Here is an 18,157-nt window from a genome sequence, read left to right as displayed (position 1 = left end):
TCGCGAACTTTGGAATTCGCGAACCGTATCCGTCACCGCCGGATCAGAACACCGCCCTCCGCCCTCAAGCGGCGACCCGTCCGCCCCGGGCGCCCAGTCCACCCGGAACGCGTGGCCGCGCCCGGAGGGGTCCGGCCCGAGTCCGGTCCCGACGGCGTCACGCTGTCGGCGGCTCTGGGCACCGGTGCCGCCCGCTCGTCGGTTTGTCTTCGCGGCGATGACGGATCTGGTTCGCGACCCTCGGGATCCGTGAATCGGATCCGTCACCGCCAGATCTGAACACGGCCCTCCGTCTGCAGGCGGCGACCCCGGACGCAACGGGAGGCCCGGTGCCAGCTGGCACCGAGCCTCCCGTGGCGTCCCGTGGGGACGTCAGCTCACGGCTGACGCGAGCGCACCGCGCGGTCGTCCTCGACGACCGTGCCGATGGCGACGATCGTCGTCGAGATCCACGCCACCCACGTCAGGGCGAGACGCCAGTCCCTGGGCCCCTGACGGGTGGTCTGCAGAACGCTGTAGCCGCTGATGAGGGAACTCCACACCGCACCGTTGAACATGAACTTGCGCACAGATGCCTCCTGTTGTCGTCGGGTCAACGCTACCGGTGGGTACATTGGAACGCCGCCGGGCGCACAGGCACCTCCGGCTCACCACCGCGAGGAGAACCACCGTGCGCCAAGCCGTCATCGGAGCAGCCCTGCTCGTCGCCGGAGCCGTGTGCGTGGCCCTCGGTCTGCTGCCGCTCGCCGACCTCGGGGACCTCGCCGCCCGGGTACTGCCCGTCCTCGGGTTCGTCCTCGGACTGACGATCGTCTCCGAGCTCGCCGCGGACGCCGGGGTGTTCGACCGCCTGGCGGACGTCGCCGCGCGCATCGGCGGCGGCCGGACCATCGGGCTGTGGGGTGCCGTCGTCGTCCTCGCCGTGCTCTGCACCGTGTTCCTGTCCATCGACACCACCGCCGTGCTCCTCACGCCGATCGTCATCGCGCTCGCCCGCCGCGTCGGGCTCCCGCCGATGCCGTTCGCGCTGACCACCGTGTGGCTGGCGAACACGGCCTCGCTGCTCCTGCCCGTGTCGAACCTGACGAACCTGCTCGCCGTCGACCGCATCGGGCTCGACGGCCCGCTGCCCTTCGCCGGCCTGATGGTCTGGGCCGCGCTCGCCGGGGTCGTCGTGCCGTGCGCGGTGCTGCTCGTCGTGTTCCGTGGCAAGCTCTTCGGCCGGTACACACCGGTCGACGTGCGCCGCCCCGCCGACCCGGTCTTCTTCGGTGCGGCCTCGGCGGTGCTCGTGGCGCTCGTCGTCGCGCTGACCGTCGGCGTGACGGTGTGGATCGCCGCGCTGGCCGCGGCCGTGCTGCTCGTCGTGGTCGCGGCCTTCCGGGCGCCGTCCGAGCTGAAGCCGTCGCGCGTGCCGTGGTCGACGCTCGTGTTCGCCGCCGGGCTGTTCGTCGTCGTCGAGACCCTGCACACGACGGGCATCACCGACCCGCTCGTGCAAGCCGTGTCCGGTGGGACGGGGACCGGTTCCCTGCTGCTGCTCGGCGGTGCGGGTGCGGTGACCGCCAACGTGATCGACAACCTGCCCGCCTACCTGGTGCTCGAGCCCTCGGCGGGACACGAGGCCCTGCGGTACGCCGCGCTCCTCATCGGCGTGAACGCCGGCTGCCTCATCACGCCGTGGGCCTCGCTCGCGACGCTCCTGTGGCACGCACGGCTCAGCGCCGAGGGTGTGCACCTGTCGTGGGGGCGCTACATGGCGCTCGGGTGCGTCGTCGCGCCGCTCACGGTCGTCGCCGGCGTCCTCGCCCTACGGCTGTAGCGCCGGCTGAGCCGGCTGTAGCGCCGGGCTGAGCCGGCTGTAGCGCCGGGCTGAGCCGGCTGTGCTGTGCCGAGCCGCACCCTCGGGCTACAGCCAGTCGCGGTGCTTGAACGACCGGTACAGCAGCAGCGATGTCACGATGATGAGCGCCACGGACGCGAACAGCCCGCTCCAGTGCCCCTCGCCGGGGAACGTCACGTTCTGCCCGAAGAACCCGGTGATCGCTGTCGGGATCGCGATGATCGCCGCCCAGCTCGTCACCTTCTTCATCACGGTGTTCTGGCGGTTCGACGCCAGGTTGAGGTTCGTGTCGAGCACGCTGCCCACGGCGTCGCGGAGCTGGTCGACCGAGTCCGAGATGGAGACCAGGTGGTCCTCGACGTCGCGGAAGTACGGGCGGATGCCGTTGACGATGGTCTCCGCGTCCCCGTGCAGGAGCGACGCGACGCTGTCCTTCGTCGGGACGACCTGACGCCGGAGGACCCCGAGTGCCTTGCGCAGCCGGAACGACCGGCGCTGGATCTGCTGCTCGCGGGGGTCGCCGTGCTCGAACAGGTCGTCTTCGAGCGCGTCGATGTCCTGCTCGATCTGCTCGACCACGGCGGTGGCGTGGTCGACGACGGCGTCGAGGAGCGCCCACACGAGCCACGGCACCCCGTGCTCGGCCATGTCGGAGTTCGAGGCGAGCCGGCGCTCGACCGCGGCGATGTCGACGTCCGCGCCGTGGATCGTCACCAGGGCGCGCTTCGTCACGAAGGCCTTGACCTCGCGCGTGATCAGCTCGCCCTCGGAGTCCCGCCCGTGCACGTCGTAGACGACCAGGAAGAGGCTGTCGCGGTACCGGTCGAGCTTCGGCCGCTGCCCGTGCTCGACGGCGTCCTCGACGGCGAGCGCGTGGATGCCGAGCTCCTCCTCGACCTGCTCGAGGTCGGCGGCCGACGGGTCCGTGTAGTCGATCCAGACGAAGGCGTCCTCGTCGGCGACCAGGTCCGACACCCGGTCGACGGGGAAGTCCCGCTCCGCGTCCGAACCGTTCCGCCACGAGCGAGTGCTGACCATGCGCCAGAGCCTAGTGAGCGACGTCTGCGCGCCAGGACCGGGTCGTCCGGCCGTGGCGTGCAGTCTGCTCAGGTTCCGCTGCCGGGCGCGGGGGATCGGCACGCTGGTAGCTTCGGTGGCGTGTCAGCTCCGCATCCTTCGTCCACCAAGTACTCCTTCGTCGTCGCCAGCAACCGTCTCCCCGTGGACCGCGTCGTCGACGAGGACGGCAACGAGGGCTGGCGGCACTCTCCCGGTGGCCTCGTCACCGCGCTCGAGCCGGTCATGCGCGCCAACGACGGCGCCTGGGTCGGCTGGGTCGGCCAGCCCGACGTCGAGGTCGCGCCCTTCGACAACGAGGGCATCCACATCGTCCCGGTCCCGCTCAGCGCGAGCGATGTGCAGGACTACTACGAGGGCTTCAGCAACGACACCCTCTGGCCGCTCTACCACGACGTCATCGAGCACCCGAGCTACCACCGGGACTGGTGGAACGCGTACAAGAGCGTGAACAAGCGCTTCGCGGAGCAGATCGCCGACATCGTCGAGCAGGACGGCATCGTCTGGGTGCAGGACTACCAGCTGCAGCTCGTGCCGGCCCTGCTGCGGGAACTCCGTCCCGACGTCACGATCGGGTTCTTCAACCACATCCCGTTCCCGCCCGTCGGCATCTACGCGCAGCTGCCGTGGCGCGCCCAGATCCTCGACGGTCTGCTCGGCGCCGACGTGATCGGGTTCCAGCGGCAGGACGACGCCAGCGACTTCCTCCGTGCGGTCCGCCACATCAAGGGCTACACGACCAAGGGCACGACGATCGACGTCCCCGTGGACGACCCGGCGGCTCCGCGCAGCCGCAAGGGCATCACCGTGCGCCACGTCGAGGCTCGCCACTTCCCGATCTCGATCGACGCCGAGAGCTTCGAGGACATCGCCAGGAAGCCCGAGGTGCAGGAGCGCGCCCGGGAGATCCGCGCCGGCCTCGGCAACCCGAAGACCGTGCTGCTCGGGGTCGACCGCCTCGACTACACCAAGGGCATCCGCCACCGCATCAAGGCGTTCGGTGAGCTCATCGAGGACGGCCGCATCCGGGTCGAGGACGCCACCCTCGTGCAGGTCGCGAGCCCGAGCCGCGAGCGGGTCGACACCTACCGCACGCTGCGCGACGAGATCGAGCTGAGCGTCGGGCGGATCAACGGCGACCTCGGCACCATCGGCCACCAGCCGATCTCCTACCTGCACCACGGCTACCCCCGCGAGGAGATGGTCGCGCTCTACCTGGCCGCCGACATCATGCTCGTGACGGCGCTCCGGGACGGCATGAACCTGGTCGCCAAGGAGTACGTCGCCACGCGCTTCGACAACGACGGCGTGCTGATCCTCTCCGAGTTCGCCGGTGCCGCCGACGAGCTGAAGCAGGCGGTGATCATCAACCCGCACGACATCGGCGCCATGAAGGACGCCGTCGAGCGTGCGATCGAGATGCCCCGCCGCGAGCGCTCCACCCGCATGCGCGCCCTCCGCAAGCGCGTGCGCGACAACGACGTGGCCCGCTGGTCGCGGTCGTTCCTCGAGGCGCTCGACCGGCACGCCCCGCGCAACGCGCGGATCGACGCGTCGGCGACCGAACCGGCCGACCGGCACCGCGAGGCCCAGACCGACGGCACGTCGATCTTCGACCAGGACGCCCAGAAGGCGCGTGCAGCAGAGGACACCCGGGAGGCCCGTGATGCGTGACGAGACCACTGACACCACCGTCGACGGGTCGGCTCTGACAGCGGCCCTGGCGGGCCTCGGCGACGCTCCGCGTCTCCTGGTCGCCCTCGACTTCGACGGCACCCTGGCGCCGTTCGCCGACGACCCCGGCCACGTCGGCGCCCTGCCCGGCAGCTGGGCGGCCGTGCTCACCCTGCAGCGGGCGAAGGACACCGAGGTGGTGCTCGTCTCCGGTCGGCCGCTCGACAGCCTCGCGGCGGTCACGCAGGCGCCGGCGGACATGGCGCTCGTCGGCTCGCACGGCGTCGAGTGGCGGGTCGACGGCCACGCCGAGGACGCCCTCACCGAGGACGAACAGCAGCGGGTCGCCCGGGTCGGTGCCGCGCTCGACGAGGTCGGCGAGCGGTTCCCTGGCGTCGTCATCGAGCACAAGCCCGCCGGGCACGGCGTGCACACCCGGCGGGTCAGCGCCGAGGTCGCCGCCGAGGTGAACGCCGCGGCGAGTGCGGCTGCGCACGAGGCCGACGCCGACGTGCTCGAGCGCGGCGGCAAGGACATCCTCGAGTTCGCCGTCCGGCACGTCACGAAGGGCGACGCGATCGCCCGGCTGCGCGACCTCCGCGGGTCGGACGCCGTGTTCTTCGCCGGGGACGACGTCACCGACGAGGACGCCTTCCGCGTGCTCGGCGACGGCGACGTCGGCGTGAAGGTGGGGGAGGGCGACACACTCGCCGGTTTCCGCGTCGCCGACCCGGCGGCCCTGACCGACGTCCTGAAGCAGCTCGCGCGCCTGCGCGCGGTGCGCTGACCAGGCCGAGCCGAGCCTCCCGTCCGTCCGCCCGCCCTGCCCTGCCCCGCCCTTCCAGCGGAACGCCGGTGTTCAGCGATCACGCCGCGTCCTGACGCGGCTCCAACGACGAACACCGGTGTTTTGCGAGCTCTCCGGCACCCGTCGCAACATGCAGATGCATGGACGTGCGCCGCTGGTATCCCAATCCGTCCTAGACTCAGCGCATGCCTGACATCGACGTGAAGCCGCGGAGCCGGGTCGTCACCGACGGGATCGAAGCAACCACCTCGCGTGGCATGCTGCGGGCCGTCGGGATGGGCGACGAGGACTGGGAGAAGCCGCAGATCGGCATCGCCTCGTCCTGGAACGAGATCACCCCGTGCAACCTTTCCCTCGACCGACTCGCCCAGGGCGCCAAGGAAGGCGTCCACGGCGGTGGCGGCTACCCGCTGCAGTTCGGCACCATCTCCGTCTCCGACGGCATCTCGATGGGCCACGAGGGCATGCACTTCTCCCTCGTCTCGCGTGAGGTCATCGCGGACAGCGTCGAGACCGTCGTGAACGCGGAGCGCCTCGACGGGACCGTGCTGCTCGCCGGCTGCGACAAGTCGCTGCCCGGCATGCTCATGGCCGCGGCCCGCCTCGACCTCGCGAGCGTGTTCCTCTACGCCGGTTCGGTCATGCCCGGCTACGTGAAGCAGGCCGACGGCTCGATGAAGGAAGTCACGATCATCGACTCCTTCGAGGGCGTCGGCGCGTGCAAGGCCGGCACCATGAGCGAAGAGGAGCTCAAGAAGATCGAGTGCGCGATCGTCCCGGGCGAAGGCGCCTGCGGCGGCATGTACACGGCCAACACCATGGCGTCCGTCGCCGAGGCCCTCGGCATGTCGCTGCCCGGTTCGGCCGCGCCGCCCAGCGCCGACCGTCGTCGCGACTACTACGCGCACCGTTCCGGTGAGGCCGTCGTGAACATGCTCCGGCTCGGCATCACCGCGCGCCAGATCCTCACGAAGGAAGCGTTCGAGAACGCCATCGCCGTCGCCATGGCACTCGGAGGCTCGACCAACGTCGTCCTGCACCTGCTCGCCATCGCGCACGAGGCCGAGGTCGAGCTCAGCCTCGACGACTTCAACCGCATCGGCTCGAAGGTCCCGCACCTGGCCGACATGAAGCCCTTCGGCAAGTACGTCATGCTCGACGTGGACCGCAACGGCGGCATCCCGGTGATCATGAAGGCGCTGCTCGACGCCGGCCTGCTGCACGGCGAGTGCATGACCGTGACGGGCAAGACCGTCGCGGAGAACCTCGCCGAGATCGACCCGCCGGAGCTCGACGGCAACGTCTTCCGCAAGCTCGACAACCCGATCCACGCCACCGGCGGCCTGACGATCCTGCAGGGCTCGTTCGCTCCCGAGGGCGCGGTCGTGAAGACGGCCGGCTTCGACGCCGAGGTCTTCGAGGGCCCCGCGCGGGTGTTCGACCGCGAGCGCTCCGCCATGGACGCCCTGACCGAGGGCCGGATCCAGAAGGGCGACGTCGTCGTCATCCGCTACGAGGGCCCGAAGGGCGGCCCCGGCATGCGTGAGATGCTCGCCATCACGGCGGCCATCAAGGGCGCGGGCCTCGGCAAGGATGTACTACTCTTGACCGACGGTCGATTCTCAGGCGGCACAACCGGCCTCTGCATCGGCCACATCGCACCGGAGGCAGTGGACGCAGGTCCCGTCGCCTTCGTGCGCGATGGCGACCGCATCCGTGTCGACATCGCGGCTCGGACGCTCGACCTACTGGTCGACGCCGCCGAGCTGGAGGCCCGCCGTGACGGCTGGGCGCCGCTGCCCCCGCGCTACACCCGCGGAGTCCTCGCGAAGTACGCCAAGCTCGTCCAGTCCGCCGCCACCGGCGCGGTCACGGGCTAGCGTCGACACCCGCACCATCGCCACCTCTCCAGGCAGGAAACCCCACATGCCCACGGAAGCAACACCGCTGTCCGCGGCCACCGGAGCGCGTCGCACGCCGGAGGTCCTCACCGGCTCGGGGGCCGTCCTGCGGTCCCTCGAGCACCTCGGGATCACGGACGTCTTCGGGCTCCCCGGCGGCGCGATCATCCCGTTCTACGACGAGCTCATGGCGTCGAAGACGATCCGCCACATCCTGGTCCGGCACGAGCAGGGCGCCGGGCACGCCGCCGAGGGCTACGCGTCCTCGTCCGGCAAGGTCGGCGTCGCCATCGCCACGTCCGGCCCCGGTGCGACGAACCTCGTCACCGCGATCGCGGACGCCTACATGGACTCGGTGCCGTTCATCGCGATCACCGGTCAGGTGTTCTCGACGCTGATGGGCACCGACGCGTTCCAGGAAGCCGACATCGTCGGCATCACGATGCCGATCACGAAGCACTCGTTCCTGGTCACGAAGCCCGAGGACGTCCCCGCGACGATCGCGGCGGCCTACCAGATCGCGACGACCGGCCGGCCCGGTCCGGTGCTCGTCGACATCACGAAGGACGCCCAGCAGAAGTCGGCGCCGTACGTCTGGCCGCCCAAGGTCGACCTGCCCGGCTACCGGCCCGTCACCAAGGCGCACGGCAAGCAGATCACCGCGGCGGCCCAGCTGCTCGCGGCGTCGTCCCGCCCGGTGCTCTACGTCGGCGGCGGCGTCATCCGCTCCGGTGCGTCGAAGGAGCTCCTGGCGTTCGCCGAGGCAACCGGTGCCCCCGTCGTCACGACGCTGATGGCGCGCGGCGCCTTCCCGGACTCCCACGCGCAGCACCTCGGCATGCCGGGGATGCACGGCACGGTGCCGGCGGTGCTCGGGCTGCAGGAGAGCGACCTCATCATCGCGCTCGGTGCCCGCTTCGACGACCGCGTCACGGGCAAGGTCGACGACTTCGCCCCGGGCGCCAAGGTCGTGCACGTCGACATCGACCCCGCCGAGATCTCGAAGATCCGGTACGCGGACGTCCCGATCGTCGGTGACGCCCGCGAGGTCCTCGTCGACCTCACCGCCGCGTGGGCCGACGTGCCCGTGGACGACCGTGCGTCGACCACCGACTGGTGGGCGCACCTCGAGCAGCTGCGCACCGACTTCCCGCTCGGCTACACCGAACCGACCGACGGGCTCCTCGCCCCGCAGGCGATCATCAAGCGGATCGGTGAGATGACCGGGCCCGAGGGCGTCTTCGCCTCCGGGGTCGGCCAGCACCAGATGTGGTCGGCGCAGTTCATCCAGTACGAGCGCCCGAACGCCTGGCTCAACTCCGGTGGTGCCGGGACGATGGGCTACTCGGTCCCGGCCGCGATGGGCGCCAAGGTGGCCCAGCCCGACCGGGTCGTCTGGGCGATCGACGGCGACGGCTGCTTCCAGATGACCAACCAGGAACTCGCGACCTGCGTCATCAACGACATCCCGATCAAGGTCGCGATCATCAACAACTCGTCGCTCGGCATGGTGCGGCAGTGGCAGACGCTGTTCTACGACGGCCGCCACTCCTTCACCGACCTGCAGACGGGCCACGGCACCAAGCGGATCCCGGACTTCGTCAAGCTCGCCGACGCCTACGGTGCCCTCGGCATCCGCGTCGAGAAGGCCGACGAGGTCGACGCCGCCATCCAGCTCGCACTCGACACGAACGACCGCCCGGTCGTCATCGACTTCGTCGTCAGCCGCGACTCGATGGTGTGGCCGATGGTCCCGCAGGGGACCGGCAACTCCTCCATCGAGTACGCCCGCGAACTCGCCCCCACCTGGGACGACGAGGACGCCGACATGACGGGAGAACCCGCATGAGCCACGTCCTGTCCCTCCTGGTGGAGGACAAGCCCGGTCTGTTGACGCGCGTCGCCGGGCTGTTCGCCCGACGGGGCTTCAACATCGAGTCCCTCGCCGTGGGCAACACCGAGGTGGAGGGCCTGTCCCGCATCACGGTGGTCGTCGACGTCGAGGACCTGCCGCTCGAACAGGTGACCAAGCAGCTCAACAAGCTCGTCAACGTCATCAAGATCGTCGAACTCGACTTCCCACAGTCGGTCCAGCGCGAGCACATGCTCGTGAAGGTCCGTGTCGACAACCAGACGCGGTCGGCCGTGCTCGAAGCAGTGACCCTGTTCCGCGCCCAGGTCGTCGACGTCGCGAACGACTCGCTCATCGTCGAGGTGACCGGTGACCCCGGCAAGATCCAGGCGATCCTCCGCGTGCTCGAGCCCTACGGCATCAAGGAGCTCGCCCGCGCGGGTCTCCTCGGCATGGGCCGCGGACCGAAGAGCATCACCGACCGGGTGCGTTGAGCACCGCCACGCACCCGCACGAACACCGACCCAGGAGAACCACACCGTGACTGACATTGTGTACGACGCCGACGCCGACCTGACGCTCATCCAGGGCAAGAAGGTCGCGGTCATCGGCTACGGCTCGCAGGGCCACGCCCACGCCCTCAACCTCCGCGACTCCGGCGTCGAGGTGAAGATCGGTCTGCAGGAGGGCTCCAAGAGCCGCCAGAAGGCCGAGGAGGCCGGCTTCGAGGTGCACACGCCCGCCGAGGCCACCAAATGGGCCGACGTCATCGTGATCCTCGCGCCCGACCAGGTCCAGCGCATCGTCTACAAGGACGACATCGAGCCGAACCTGCAGCCGGGCGCCACGCTCGTCTTCGGCCACGGCTTCAACATCCGCTACGGCTACATCGAGGCGCCCGCCGGTGTCGACGTCACCCTCGTCGCCCCGAAGGGCCCGGGGCACACCGTGCGCCGCGAGTACGAGGCCGGCCGTGGCGTCCCCGTGATCGTCGCCGTCGAGGTCGACTCGTCCGGCAGCGCCTGGGATCTCGCCTGGTCCTACGCGAAGGCGATCGGCGGACTGCGCTCCGGCGGCATCAAGACGACCTTCACCGAGGAGACCGAGACCGACCTCTTCGGCGAGCAGGCCGTCCTCTGCGGTGGCACGTCGCAGCTCATCCAGTACGGCTTCGAGACCCTGGTCGAGGCGGGCTACCAGCCGCAGATCGCGTACTTCGAGGTCCTGCACGAGCTCAAGCTCATCGTCGACCTGATCTGGGAGGGCGGCCTCACCAAGCAGCGCTGGTCCATCTCCGACACCGCCGAGTTCGGCGACTACGTCTCCGGCCCCCGCGTGATCTCGCCCGAGGTCAAGGAGAACATGAAGGCGGTGCTCGCGGACATCCAGAACGGTGCCTTCGCGAAGCGCTTCATCGACGACCAGGACGCCGGCGCACCGGAGTTCAAGGCCCTGCGCGAGAAGGGCGAGGGCCACCCCATCGAGGCCACCGGCCGCGAGCTCCGCAAGCTGTTCGCGTGGAAGCAGTCGGACTCCGACTACGTCGACGGTTCGGCCGCGCGGTAGTCTTCTCGAGAACCACTCGACGACGAGGCGGCGGTGTGCACCCGTGCACCGCCGCCTCTCGATGTGACCCGAACGACATGAAGCCCTTCTCCACCACCCCCGGCGCCGCGCACAGGCGTCCCTCCGCCCCTGCCCAGGGCGTCGAGCACCGCCGCTCCTCCTCGCCGGGCGGTCCCCGCGCCACGTGGCAGGACCGGCCCGACCAGCATGGGATGATCGTTTGATGGCGGTGACGAAGCGAGCGGTCCACATCGGCGCCGGCAAGATCGGGCGCGGCTTCGTGGGCCAGTTCCTCGTGGCGAGCGGCTACGAACTCACCTTCGTCGACGTCGACGAGCGTGTCGTCTCCGCCCTCAACGAAGCCGGCCGCTTCGTCGTGCACGAGGTCGGCGAGGCCCCGGTCGAGCACGTGGTGCACGGGTTCCGGGCGCTGAGCAGCAAGTCCGACCGCGCCCGCGTCGTCCAGGCCATCGCCGAGGCCGACGTCGTCACCACCGCCGTCGGTGCCCGCACGCTGCCGCTCGTCGCCCCGATCATCGCCGAGGGCCTCGCGGCACGGCCCCTCGAGGCCGGTGTCGTCACGATCGTGGCGTGCGAGAACGCCTACAACGCCACCGACTCGCTGCACGCCAGCATCCGTCGTGCCCCCGTGCTCGAGGACCGCGTCGTCGCCGCGGTCTTCGCGAACTGCGCCATCGACCGCATCGTGCCCGACCAGTCCGGCGTCCTCGGACAGCTCGGCGGGCTCGACGTCGTGCTCGAGCCCTTCTACGAGTGGGTCATCGAACGCACGCCGTTCGCCGGGACCGACGCCGAACCGCCCGCGATCGACGGCGTCACCTGGGTCGACGACCTGCAGCCGTTCGTCGAGCGGAAGCTCTACACGGTGAACACCGCCCACGCGACGGCGGCCTACCACGGCTACGTCCGCGGGATCCGGCTCATCCGTGAAGCCCTCGAGGACCCGACGGTGCGTGCCGCGGTGGACGGCGTCCTCGCGGAGACGACCGAGCTCCTCGTCGCCAAGCACGGCTTCGACCGCGCGGACCACGCCCGTTACGTCGCCGCGAACCTGTCCAGGATCGCGAACCCGCACCTGCCGGACACCACCGCTCGCGTCGGGCGCAACCCGCTCCGCAAGCTCGGCCGCCGCGAGCGCTTCGTCGGTCCGGCCGCGCAGCTCGCCGAGCGCGGGATGCCCGTCGAGCACCTCGTCGGCGCGGTCCGCGTGGCGCTCGCCTTCGACGACCAGGACGACCCCGAGTCGATCGAGCTCCACGCACTGCTCCGGTCCGGCGCGACGGCACACGCCCTCACCGAGATCCTCACCGGCCTGATGGAGAGCCACCCGCTGTTCCCGGCCGTGCGCGACGTGGTCGCCGAGGTCCTGCAGACCGAGGCAGCAGACGTCTGACCCGTCCACAGGTCGCCCCGGACGGTCTGCGGCTGTCCGCGGCCTCTCGTAGGATCGACGGCATGACCCCGGCACCTCCCGCACATGACGGCGCCGCCGCGTCCCCGCCGGATCCGGCTGTCGACCACGACGACGACGCCGCGCTCTCCTGGGACGACGGCACCGACGCCACCCACGTGGACGCCGCGCACAACCCCGTCTCGGTCCGTGCGCGTCGCGAGTCCGACGCCGAGCAGCCGCTCGGGTCCGGGGCACTCGTGGGGATGGGTGTCTTCGGTGGTGTCTACCTGCTCTACACGGTCGCCTGGCTGGTGAGCGCCAGCCTGTTGACCATCACCGGCACGGGCGTCGCCGGCATCGTCTCAGAGGCGATGCGCGTCCTCGCGATCATGGCACCGGCCTTCTGGTTCGCCGCCACGCTGTGGCTCGGACAGGCCAGCTCCAACCGCACCCGGTTCACCTGGCTGCTGGTCGGGGCGCTCGTCCTCATCCCGTGGCCCTTCATCATGACCAGGAGCTTCGGATGACCGCCGCGGCCACCGAGCGGCGCCGCGTCGTCGTCACCCCGGCCAAGGTCGTGGTCTGGGTCGTCGCCGCCCTGTGCCTCGCGTACGTGACCTGGCAGGCCGTCGGCAACTTCGTCGGGGTCTCGAAGTCCGTCGCGGACTTCAACGCCTTCGTGCACAAGAACGGCGGCACCGGCCTCGAGACCTCCACGCCGTGGGTCGCGCTCGTCATCGACGTCGCCATCGCGCCGGTCGGCTTCGTCGCCGCCTGGGTCGTGTCCCGCCGGATGGACCTCGTGCGGACCGTCGTGGTCTTCGTCGCCGCGCTCTGCGCGGTCTCCGCGCTCTGGTTCACGCTGCTGCAGTACGTCGGCACCACGCTCCGCATCGGGTCCTGAACCGACGGCTGACGCCACCCATGCCGGACAGGAGGCCCGTGGCGGGCCCCGCCACGAGCCTCCCGTCCGGCATGCGGTTCTCCACAGGGCACCGCCGACGGTCGTAACGCGCCCGTCGGCGTCGATACGATGGGCGGACACCGCCCGTCTCGTGTGAGGAAACAGCTGTGCCGAAGCCGGTCGTCCTGATCGCCGAAGAACTCTCGCCCGCCACAGTCGACGCCCTCGGGCCCGACTTCGAGATCCGGAACGTGGACGGCACCGACCGCGCCGCACTCCTGGCCTCCCTCGCCGACGCGCACGCCGTCCTGGTGCGTTCCGCCACCAAGGTCGACGCCGAGGCGATCGCCGCCGCTCCGAACCTCAAGGTCGTCGCCCGTGCCGGCGTCGGGCTCGACAACGTCGACATCAAGGCGGCCACCACCGCCGGTGTGATGGTGGTCAACGCCCCGACGTCGAACATCATCTCGGCGGCCGAGCTCACGGTCGGTCACATCCTCTCGCTCGCGCGCCACATCCCGGCAGCGCACGCGTCGCTGGCGGCCGGCGCGTGGAAGCGATCCGCGTACACCGGCGTCGAGCTCTACGAGAAGACCGTCGGCATCATCGGCCTCGGTCGCATCGGTGCCCTCATCACGCAGCGGCTGCAGGCCTTCGGCGTCTCGGTCATCGCGTACGACCCCTACGTCACGACGGCCCGCGCCCAGCAGCTCGGCGTCGAGCTCGTGTCGCTCGACGACCTGCTCCGCCGTGCCGACTTCGTCACGATCCACATGCCGAAGACCCCCGAGACCCTCGGGATGATCTCCGACGACCAGTTCGCGGTCATGAAGCCGACCGCCTTCGTCGTGAACGTCGCCCGCGGTGGCCTGATCGACGAGGACGCCCTGCACCGGGCCCTCACCGCCGGGCAGATCGCCGGTGCCGGCCTCGACGTCTTCGTCACCGAGCCCCCGACGGACTCGCCGCTCCTCGCCCTGCCGAACGTCGTCGTCACACCGCACCTCGGTGCCTCGACGGACGAAGCACAGGAGAAGGCGGGCGTCTCCGTCGCCAAGTCCGTGCGGCTCGCCCTCGGCGGGGAGCTCGTCCCGGACGCCGTCAACGTCGCCGGTGGTGTCATCGACCCCTACGTCCGCCCGGGGATCCCCCTGGTCGAGAAGCTCGGGCAGGTCTTCACCGCGCTCGCCACCTCGCCGGTCACCAGCATCGACGTCGAGGTCCACGGCGAGCTCGCTGGCTTCGACGTCAGCGTGCTGAAGCTCGCGGCGCTCAAGGGCGTCTTCACCGACGTCGTGAGCGACCAGGTCTCCTACGTCAACGCCCCGCTCATCGCGGAGCAGCGCGGGGTGTCCGTCCGGCTCATCACGGACACGGACAGCACCGAGTACCGCAACGTCCTGACGATCCGCGGCGCCCAGTCCGACGGCCCCGCGATCAGCGTCTCGGGCACCCTGACCGGCCCGAAGCAGGTCGAGAAGCTCGTCGAGATCAACGGCTACGACGTCGAGGTCGCGCTCGACAAGCACCACGTGGTCATGGACTACACCGACCGCCCGGGCATCGTCGCGGTGTACGGCAAGGAGTTCGGTGAGGCCGGCATCAACATCGCGGCCATGCAGATCGCGCGCCAGGCCGCCGGCGGACAGGCCCTGAGCGTCCTGACCGTGGACTCGCCCGTGCCCGCGGAGATCCTCGAGCACGTCCGTCGGACGATCGACGCCTCCTCGCTCCGCGAGATCGACATCACGCTCTAGGGACAGCCATGACGCAGACACTCCAGCTCGCGGTCATCCGCGGCGACGGCATCGGTCCAGAGGTCGTGGACCAGGCCCTGCGGGTCCTGTACGCCGTCGCCCCGGACGACCTGGTCATCCAGGAGACCCCCTTCGCCCTCGGCGCGACCCGGTACCTGGACACCGGCGAGATCCTGACGCAGGACGACCTCGACGCCCTCGCCACGCACGACGCAATCCTGCTCGGCGCCGTCGGCGGGGACCCGCGCGACCCGCGTCTGGCCGGGGGGATCATCGAACGCGGGCTCCTGCTGCGGCTCCGGTTCGCGTTCGACCACTACGTCAACCTGCGTCCGACCAAGGTCCACGACGCGGTGGCGTCCCCGCTCGCGGCACCCGGGGCCGTCGACTTCGTGGTGGTGCGGGAGGGCACCGAGGGCCCCTACGTCGGCAACGGTGGAGCGATCCGCGTCGGCACACCGCACGAGATCGCGACCGAGGTCTCGCTGAACACCGCGCACGGGGTCGAGCGCACCGTCCGCTACGCCTTCGACCTGGCGAGCCGACGCGAGCGGAAGCACCTGACGCTGGTCCACAAGAGCAACGTCCTGGTGCACGCCGGAGCCCTCTGGCAGCGCACGGTGGACGCCGTGGCGCAGGAACACCCCGACGTCACCGTCGACTACCAGCACGTTGACGCCGTGACCATCCACATGGTGCGCGACCCCGGTCGCTTCGACGTCATCGTCACCGACAACCTGTTCGGCGACATCATCACCGACCTGGCCGGCGCGATCAGCGGCGGGATCGGTCTGGCGGCCTCGGGGAACATCAACCCCGACGGCACCTTCCCCAGCATGTTCGAGCCGGTGCACGGTTCCGCTCCGGACATCGCTGGTCAGCAGAAGGCCGACCCCACGGCCGCCGTCCTGTCCGTCGCCCTGCTGCTCGACCACATCGGTCGCGCGGACCTGGCGTCGGTCGTGACGGCCGCGGTGGAGGCCGACCTGGCCGCCCGGGGCACATCCGAGCGGAGCACGACCGAGATCGGCGACGCCGTCGTCGCAGCGGTCACCGCACGCACCAGAACCGCCTGAGAAGGAGCCACACCGATGAGCAGCGACACCGTCAGCGCCGACTCGGTCTTCGGACTCGAGTTCTCCACCACCCCGTCGGCGCAGCGTCGTGCGGAGGCCGAGCGTGAGGTCATCCTCGCGGACCCCGGCTTCGGCAAGCACTTCACCGACCACATGGCCACCATCGAGTGGACGGTCGACGACGGCTGGCACGACGCCTCGATCCACCCGTACGGACCGCTCTCCCTCGACCCGAGCGCCAGCGTCCTGCACTACGCGCAGGAGATCTTCGAGGGGCTGAAGGCCTACCGGCACGCCGACGGGTCCGTCTGGACCTTCCGCCCGGATGCGAACGCCCGACGCTTCCAGCGCTCCGCCCGACGGCTGGCGCTGCCGGAGCTCCCGGTCGAGGCCTTCGTCGAGTCGATCCGGCAGCTCGTCCAGACCGACGTGGACTGGGTGCCGTCGGCTCCGGAGACCAGCCTGTACCTGCGGCCGTTCATGATCGCGACGGAGTCCTTCCTCGGGGTCCGCGCTGCCCAGGCCGTGGCGTACCACTGCATCGCCAGCCCGGCAGGTGCGTACTTCACCTCGGGACCGAAGCCCGTGTCCATCTGGCTCTCCACGAACTACGCCCGCGCCGGCCGCGGCGGCACGGGTGCCGCGAAGACGGGTGGCAACTACGCCGCGTCCCTGCTCCCGCAGCAGGAGGCCTACGAGCACGGCTGCCAGCAGGTGATGTTCCTCGACTCCGAAGAGGGCCGCTACCTCGAGGAGCTCGGCGGCATGAACGTCGTGCTGGTCAAGGCCGACGGCACCCTGGTGACGCCTGACTCGCCCTCCATCCTCGAGGGCATCACGCGCGACTCCATCCTGCAGCTGGCAGAGGACCGCGGCCTGACGGTCGAACGCCGACGGGTGACGCTCGACGAGTGGCGCGACGGCGTGGCGGACGGCTCGATCACCGAGGCCTTCGCGTGCGGCACCGCCGCCGTGGTGACGCCGATCGCCGAGCTCCGCGGCGACGGGTTCACGATCGGCTCGCCGACGGTGGGGGCCGGCGAACTGACGATGTCCCTGCGCGAGGAGCTCACCGACATCCAGTCCGGCCGTCGTCCCGACCCGCACGGGTGGATGACCAAGCTGACCGACGCGTCCTGATCGCGGCGCGGACGTCGGTAGGGTCGAACGGTGAAGATCGCACGGTTCAGCAGCAAGGGTGAAGACCCCCGGTACGGCATCCTCGACGAGCGCGCTCTGGTGGTGCTCGCGGGGGACCCGATGTACCAGGGCTTCGAGACCACGGGGGAGCGGGTGCCACTGTCGGACGTCAAGCTCCTCGCACCGGTGATCCCGCGGTCCAAGGTCATCGGCGTCGGGCTCAACTACGCCGAACACGAAGCCGAGATGGACGACGTGTCGGGTGACGACCCCGTGGTGTTCCTCAAGCCGAACACCTCGGTGATCGGCCCGGACGAACCGATCCGCCTGCCCGAGGGCATCGGACGCGTCGACCACGAGGGTGAGCTCGCCATCGTGATCGGCTCACTCGCCAAGAACGTCAAGCGCGAGGACTTCGCCAGCGTCATCCTCGGCTACACGATCGCGAACGACGTCACCGCCCGTGACCTCCAGGCACGCGACGGGCAGTGGGCCCGGGCGAAGGGCTTCGACACGTTCTGCCCCCTCGGCCCCGTCATCGAGACCGAGATCGACCCGTCGGACCTGCGCCTCGAGACCCGCGTCGACGGTGACCTGCGCCAGGTGGCGTCCACCAGCGAGATGGTGCACGACATCCCGTCGCTCATCGAGTTCGTGTCGGCGATCTGGACGCTCCTGCCCGGCGACGTCATCCTGACGGGCACGCCCGCCGGTGTCGGTGAGATCCGCGACGGCGAGGTCGTCGAGGTCACCATCTCCGGGATCGGCACGCTGAAGAGCCCGGTCATCGCACGCCACTGATCGACCCCGACCGCACGGTCACGAGGGCCCGACGTCCACCCGGATATCGGGCCCTCGGTCGTTCCTGGTGCTCGATCCGCGTCGTTCCGGGCGACACGCCGTCGTGGCGCCCCGGTTTGCCCGATCCGGGAATCGTGCGTAATGTTCTTACTCGTCACCCCAAAGGTGCGGCGGAAACGCCGAGACGGTCACCGGAGCGAGAGCCCCGAGCGACGCAGTCCGGATCACGTCGGCCTCAAGCGGGACCACCCACTCCAATGAAGCCGGTCAACATGACCGCCACTGAAGTAGTGGTACAGTACCGAAGTTGCCTGGATGGGCATCCTGCAAAGGGAAGAAGTCCG

Annotated in this window: 16 protein-coding genes; 14 read left to right on the top strand and 2 right to left on the bottom strand. The window is 70.2% G+C overall.

The window, feature by feature from the left end; translation table 11 throughout:
- Nucleotides 1–377: 377 nt before the first annotated feature.
- Nucleotides 378–569 carry a hypothetical protein gene (locus tag OXR63_RS12590; RefSeq protein ID WP_071271369.1) on the bottom strand — a complete coding sequence of 64 codons (192 nt, stop codon included), beginning with the start codon at nt 567–569 and terminating at the stop codon, nt 378–380.
- 101 nt (nt 570–670) lie between these two features.
- On the opposite strand from OXR63_RS12590, the gene OXR63_RS12585 reads away from it, so the two are divergent.
- On the top strand, nt 671–1,822 hold the full coding sequence (locus tag OXR63_RS12585; protein ID WP_267423720.1) for an SLC13 family permease: 1,152 nt from the start codon (nt 671–673) through the stop codon (nt 1,820–1,822).
- An 87-nt stretch (nt 1,823–1,909) separates the two neighbouring features.
- Here the strand turns inward: OXR63_RS12585 and OXR63_RS12580 are convergent, their stop codons facing one another.
- Complete coding sequence (locus OXR63_RS12580) at nt 1,910–2,881, bottom strand: magnesium transporter CorA family protein (protein WP_267423719.1); 972 nt, start codon at nt 2,879–2,881, stop codon at nt 1,910–1,912.
- A gap of 120 nt (nt 2,882–3,001) precedes the next feature.
- Between OXR63_RS12580 and otsA the strand changes: the two genes are divergently transcribed.
- The 13 genes from otsA (at nt 3,002) to OXR63_RS12515 (ending at nt 17,813) form a co-directional block, all read left to right on the top strand.
- The gene (otsA, locus tag OXR63_RS12575) at nt 3,002–4,594 is read left to right on the top strand and encodes an alpha,alpha-trehalose-phosphate synthase (UDP-forming) (protein ID WP_267423718.1); all 1,593 of its coding nucleotides are present in this window, start codon (nt 3,002–3,004) and stop codon (nt 4,592–4,594) included.
- Nucleotides 4,587–5,381: a trehalose-phosphatase gene (gene otsB / locus OXR63_RS12570; RefSeq protein WP_267423716.1), complete on the top strand. Its 795-nt coding sequence runs from the start codon at nt 4,587–4,589 to the stop codon at nt 5,379–5,381. Before otsA ends, otsB begins: the two co-directional genes overlap by 8 nt.
- 206 nt (nt 5,382–5,587) lie before the next feature.
- Nucleotides 5,588–7,282 carry a dihydroxy-acid dehydratase gene (ilvD, locus tag OXR63_RS12565; RefSeq protein ID WP_267423714.1) on the top strand — a complete coding sequence of 565 codons (1,695 nt, stop codon included), beginning with the start codon at nt 5,588–5,590 and terminating at the stop codon, nt 7,280–7,282.
- Between the two features lie 46 nt (nt 7,283–7,328).
- The gene (locus tag OXR63_RS12560; RefSeq protein ID WP_267423712.1) at nt 7,329–9,152 is read left to right on the top strand and encodes an acetolactate synthase large subunit; all 1,824 of its coding nucleotides are present in this window, start codon (nt 7,329–7,331) and stop codon (nt 9,150–9,152) included.
- Nucleotides 9,149–9,649, top strand: a complete 501-nt coding sequence (gene ilvN, locus OXR63_RS12555) for an acetolactate synthase small subunit (RefSeq protein WP_071271345.1) — start codon at nt 9,149–9,151, stop codon at nt 9,647–9,649. The genes OXR63_RS12560 and ilvN overlap by 4 nt, the downstream gene beginning before the upstream one ends.
- Nucleotides 9,650–9,695: 46 nt before the next feature.
- A complete protein-coding gene (gene ilvC / locus OXR63_RS12550; RefSeq protein WP_071271342.1) occupies nt 9,696–10,721 on the top strand; it encodes a ketol-acid reductoisomerase in 1,026 nt (341 codons plus the stop codon).
- A 223-nt stretch (nt 10,722–10,944) separates the two neighbouring features.
- A complete protein-coding gene (locus tag OXR63_RS12545; RefSeq protein ID WP_267423710.1) occupies nt 10,945–12,135 on the top strand; it encodes a mannitol-1-phosphate 5-dehydrogenase in 1,191 nt (396 codons plus the stop codon).
- A gap of 62 nt (nt 12,136–12,197) precedes the next feature.
- Nucleotides 12,198–12,662 carry a hypothetical protein gene (locus tag OXR63_RS12540; RefSeq protein ID WP_267423708.1) on the top strand — a complete coding sequence of 155 codons (465 nt, stop codon included), beginning with the start codon at nt 12,198–12,200 and terminating at the stop codon, nt 12,660–12,662.
- Complete coding sequence (locus OXR63_RS12535) at nt 12,659–13,039, top strand: hypothetical protein (RefSeq protein ID WP_267423707.1); 381 nt, start codon at nt 12,659–12,661, stop codon at nt 13,037–13,039. Before OXR63_RS12540 ends, OXR63_RS12535 begins: the two co-directional genes overlap by 4 nt.
- A 167-nt stretch (nt 13,040–13,206) precedes the next feature.
- On the top strand, nt 13,207–14,796 hold the full coding sequence (gene serA, locus OXR63_RS12530; protein ID WP_267423706.1) for a phosphoglycerate dehydrogenase: 1,590 nt from the start codon (nt 13,207–13,209) through the stop codon (nt 14,794–14,796).
- Between the two features lie 8 nt (nt 14,797–14,804).
- Complete coding sequence (locus OXR63_RS12525; RefSeq protein ID WP_267423704.1) at nt 14,805–15,872, top strand: 3-isopropylmalate dehydrogenase; 1,068 nt, start codon at nt 14,805–14,807, stop codon at nt 15,870–15,872.
- Between the two features lie 15 nt (nt 15,873–15,887).
- Entirely contained in the window at nt 15,888–17,012 is a 1,125-nt protein-coding gene (locus OXR63_RS12520; protein WP_267423702.1) for a branched-chain amino acid aminotransferase, read from the top strand.
- Between the two features lie 30 nt (nt 17,013–17,042).
- Complete coding sequence (locus tag OXR63_RS12515; RefSeq protein WP_267423700.1) at nt 17,043–17,813, top strand: fumarylacetoacetate hydrolase family protein; 771 nt, start codon at nt 17,043–17,045, stop codon at nt 17,811–17,813.
- Nucleotides 17,814–18,157: the final 344 nt, after the last annotated feature.

The sequence above is a fragment of the Curtobacterium sp. GC_Cur_3 genome, from assembly GCF_026544205.1.
Lineage (GTDB): Bacteria > Actinomycetota > Actinomycetes > Actinomycetales > Microbacteriaceae > Curtobacterium.
Note: the sequence above shows the minus strand (reverse complement) of the source record. Positions and strands in the feature narration are given on the sequence as shown.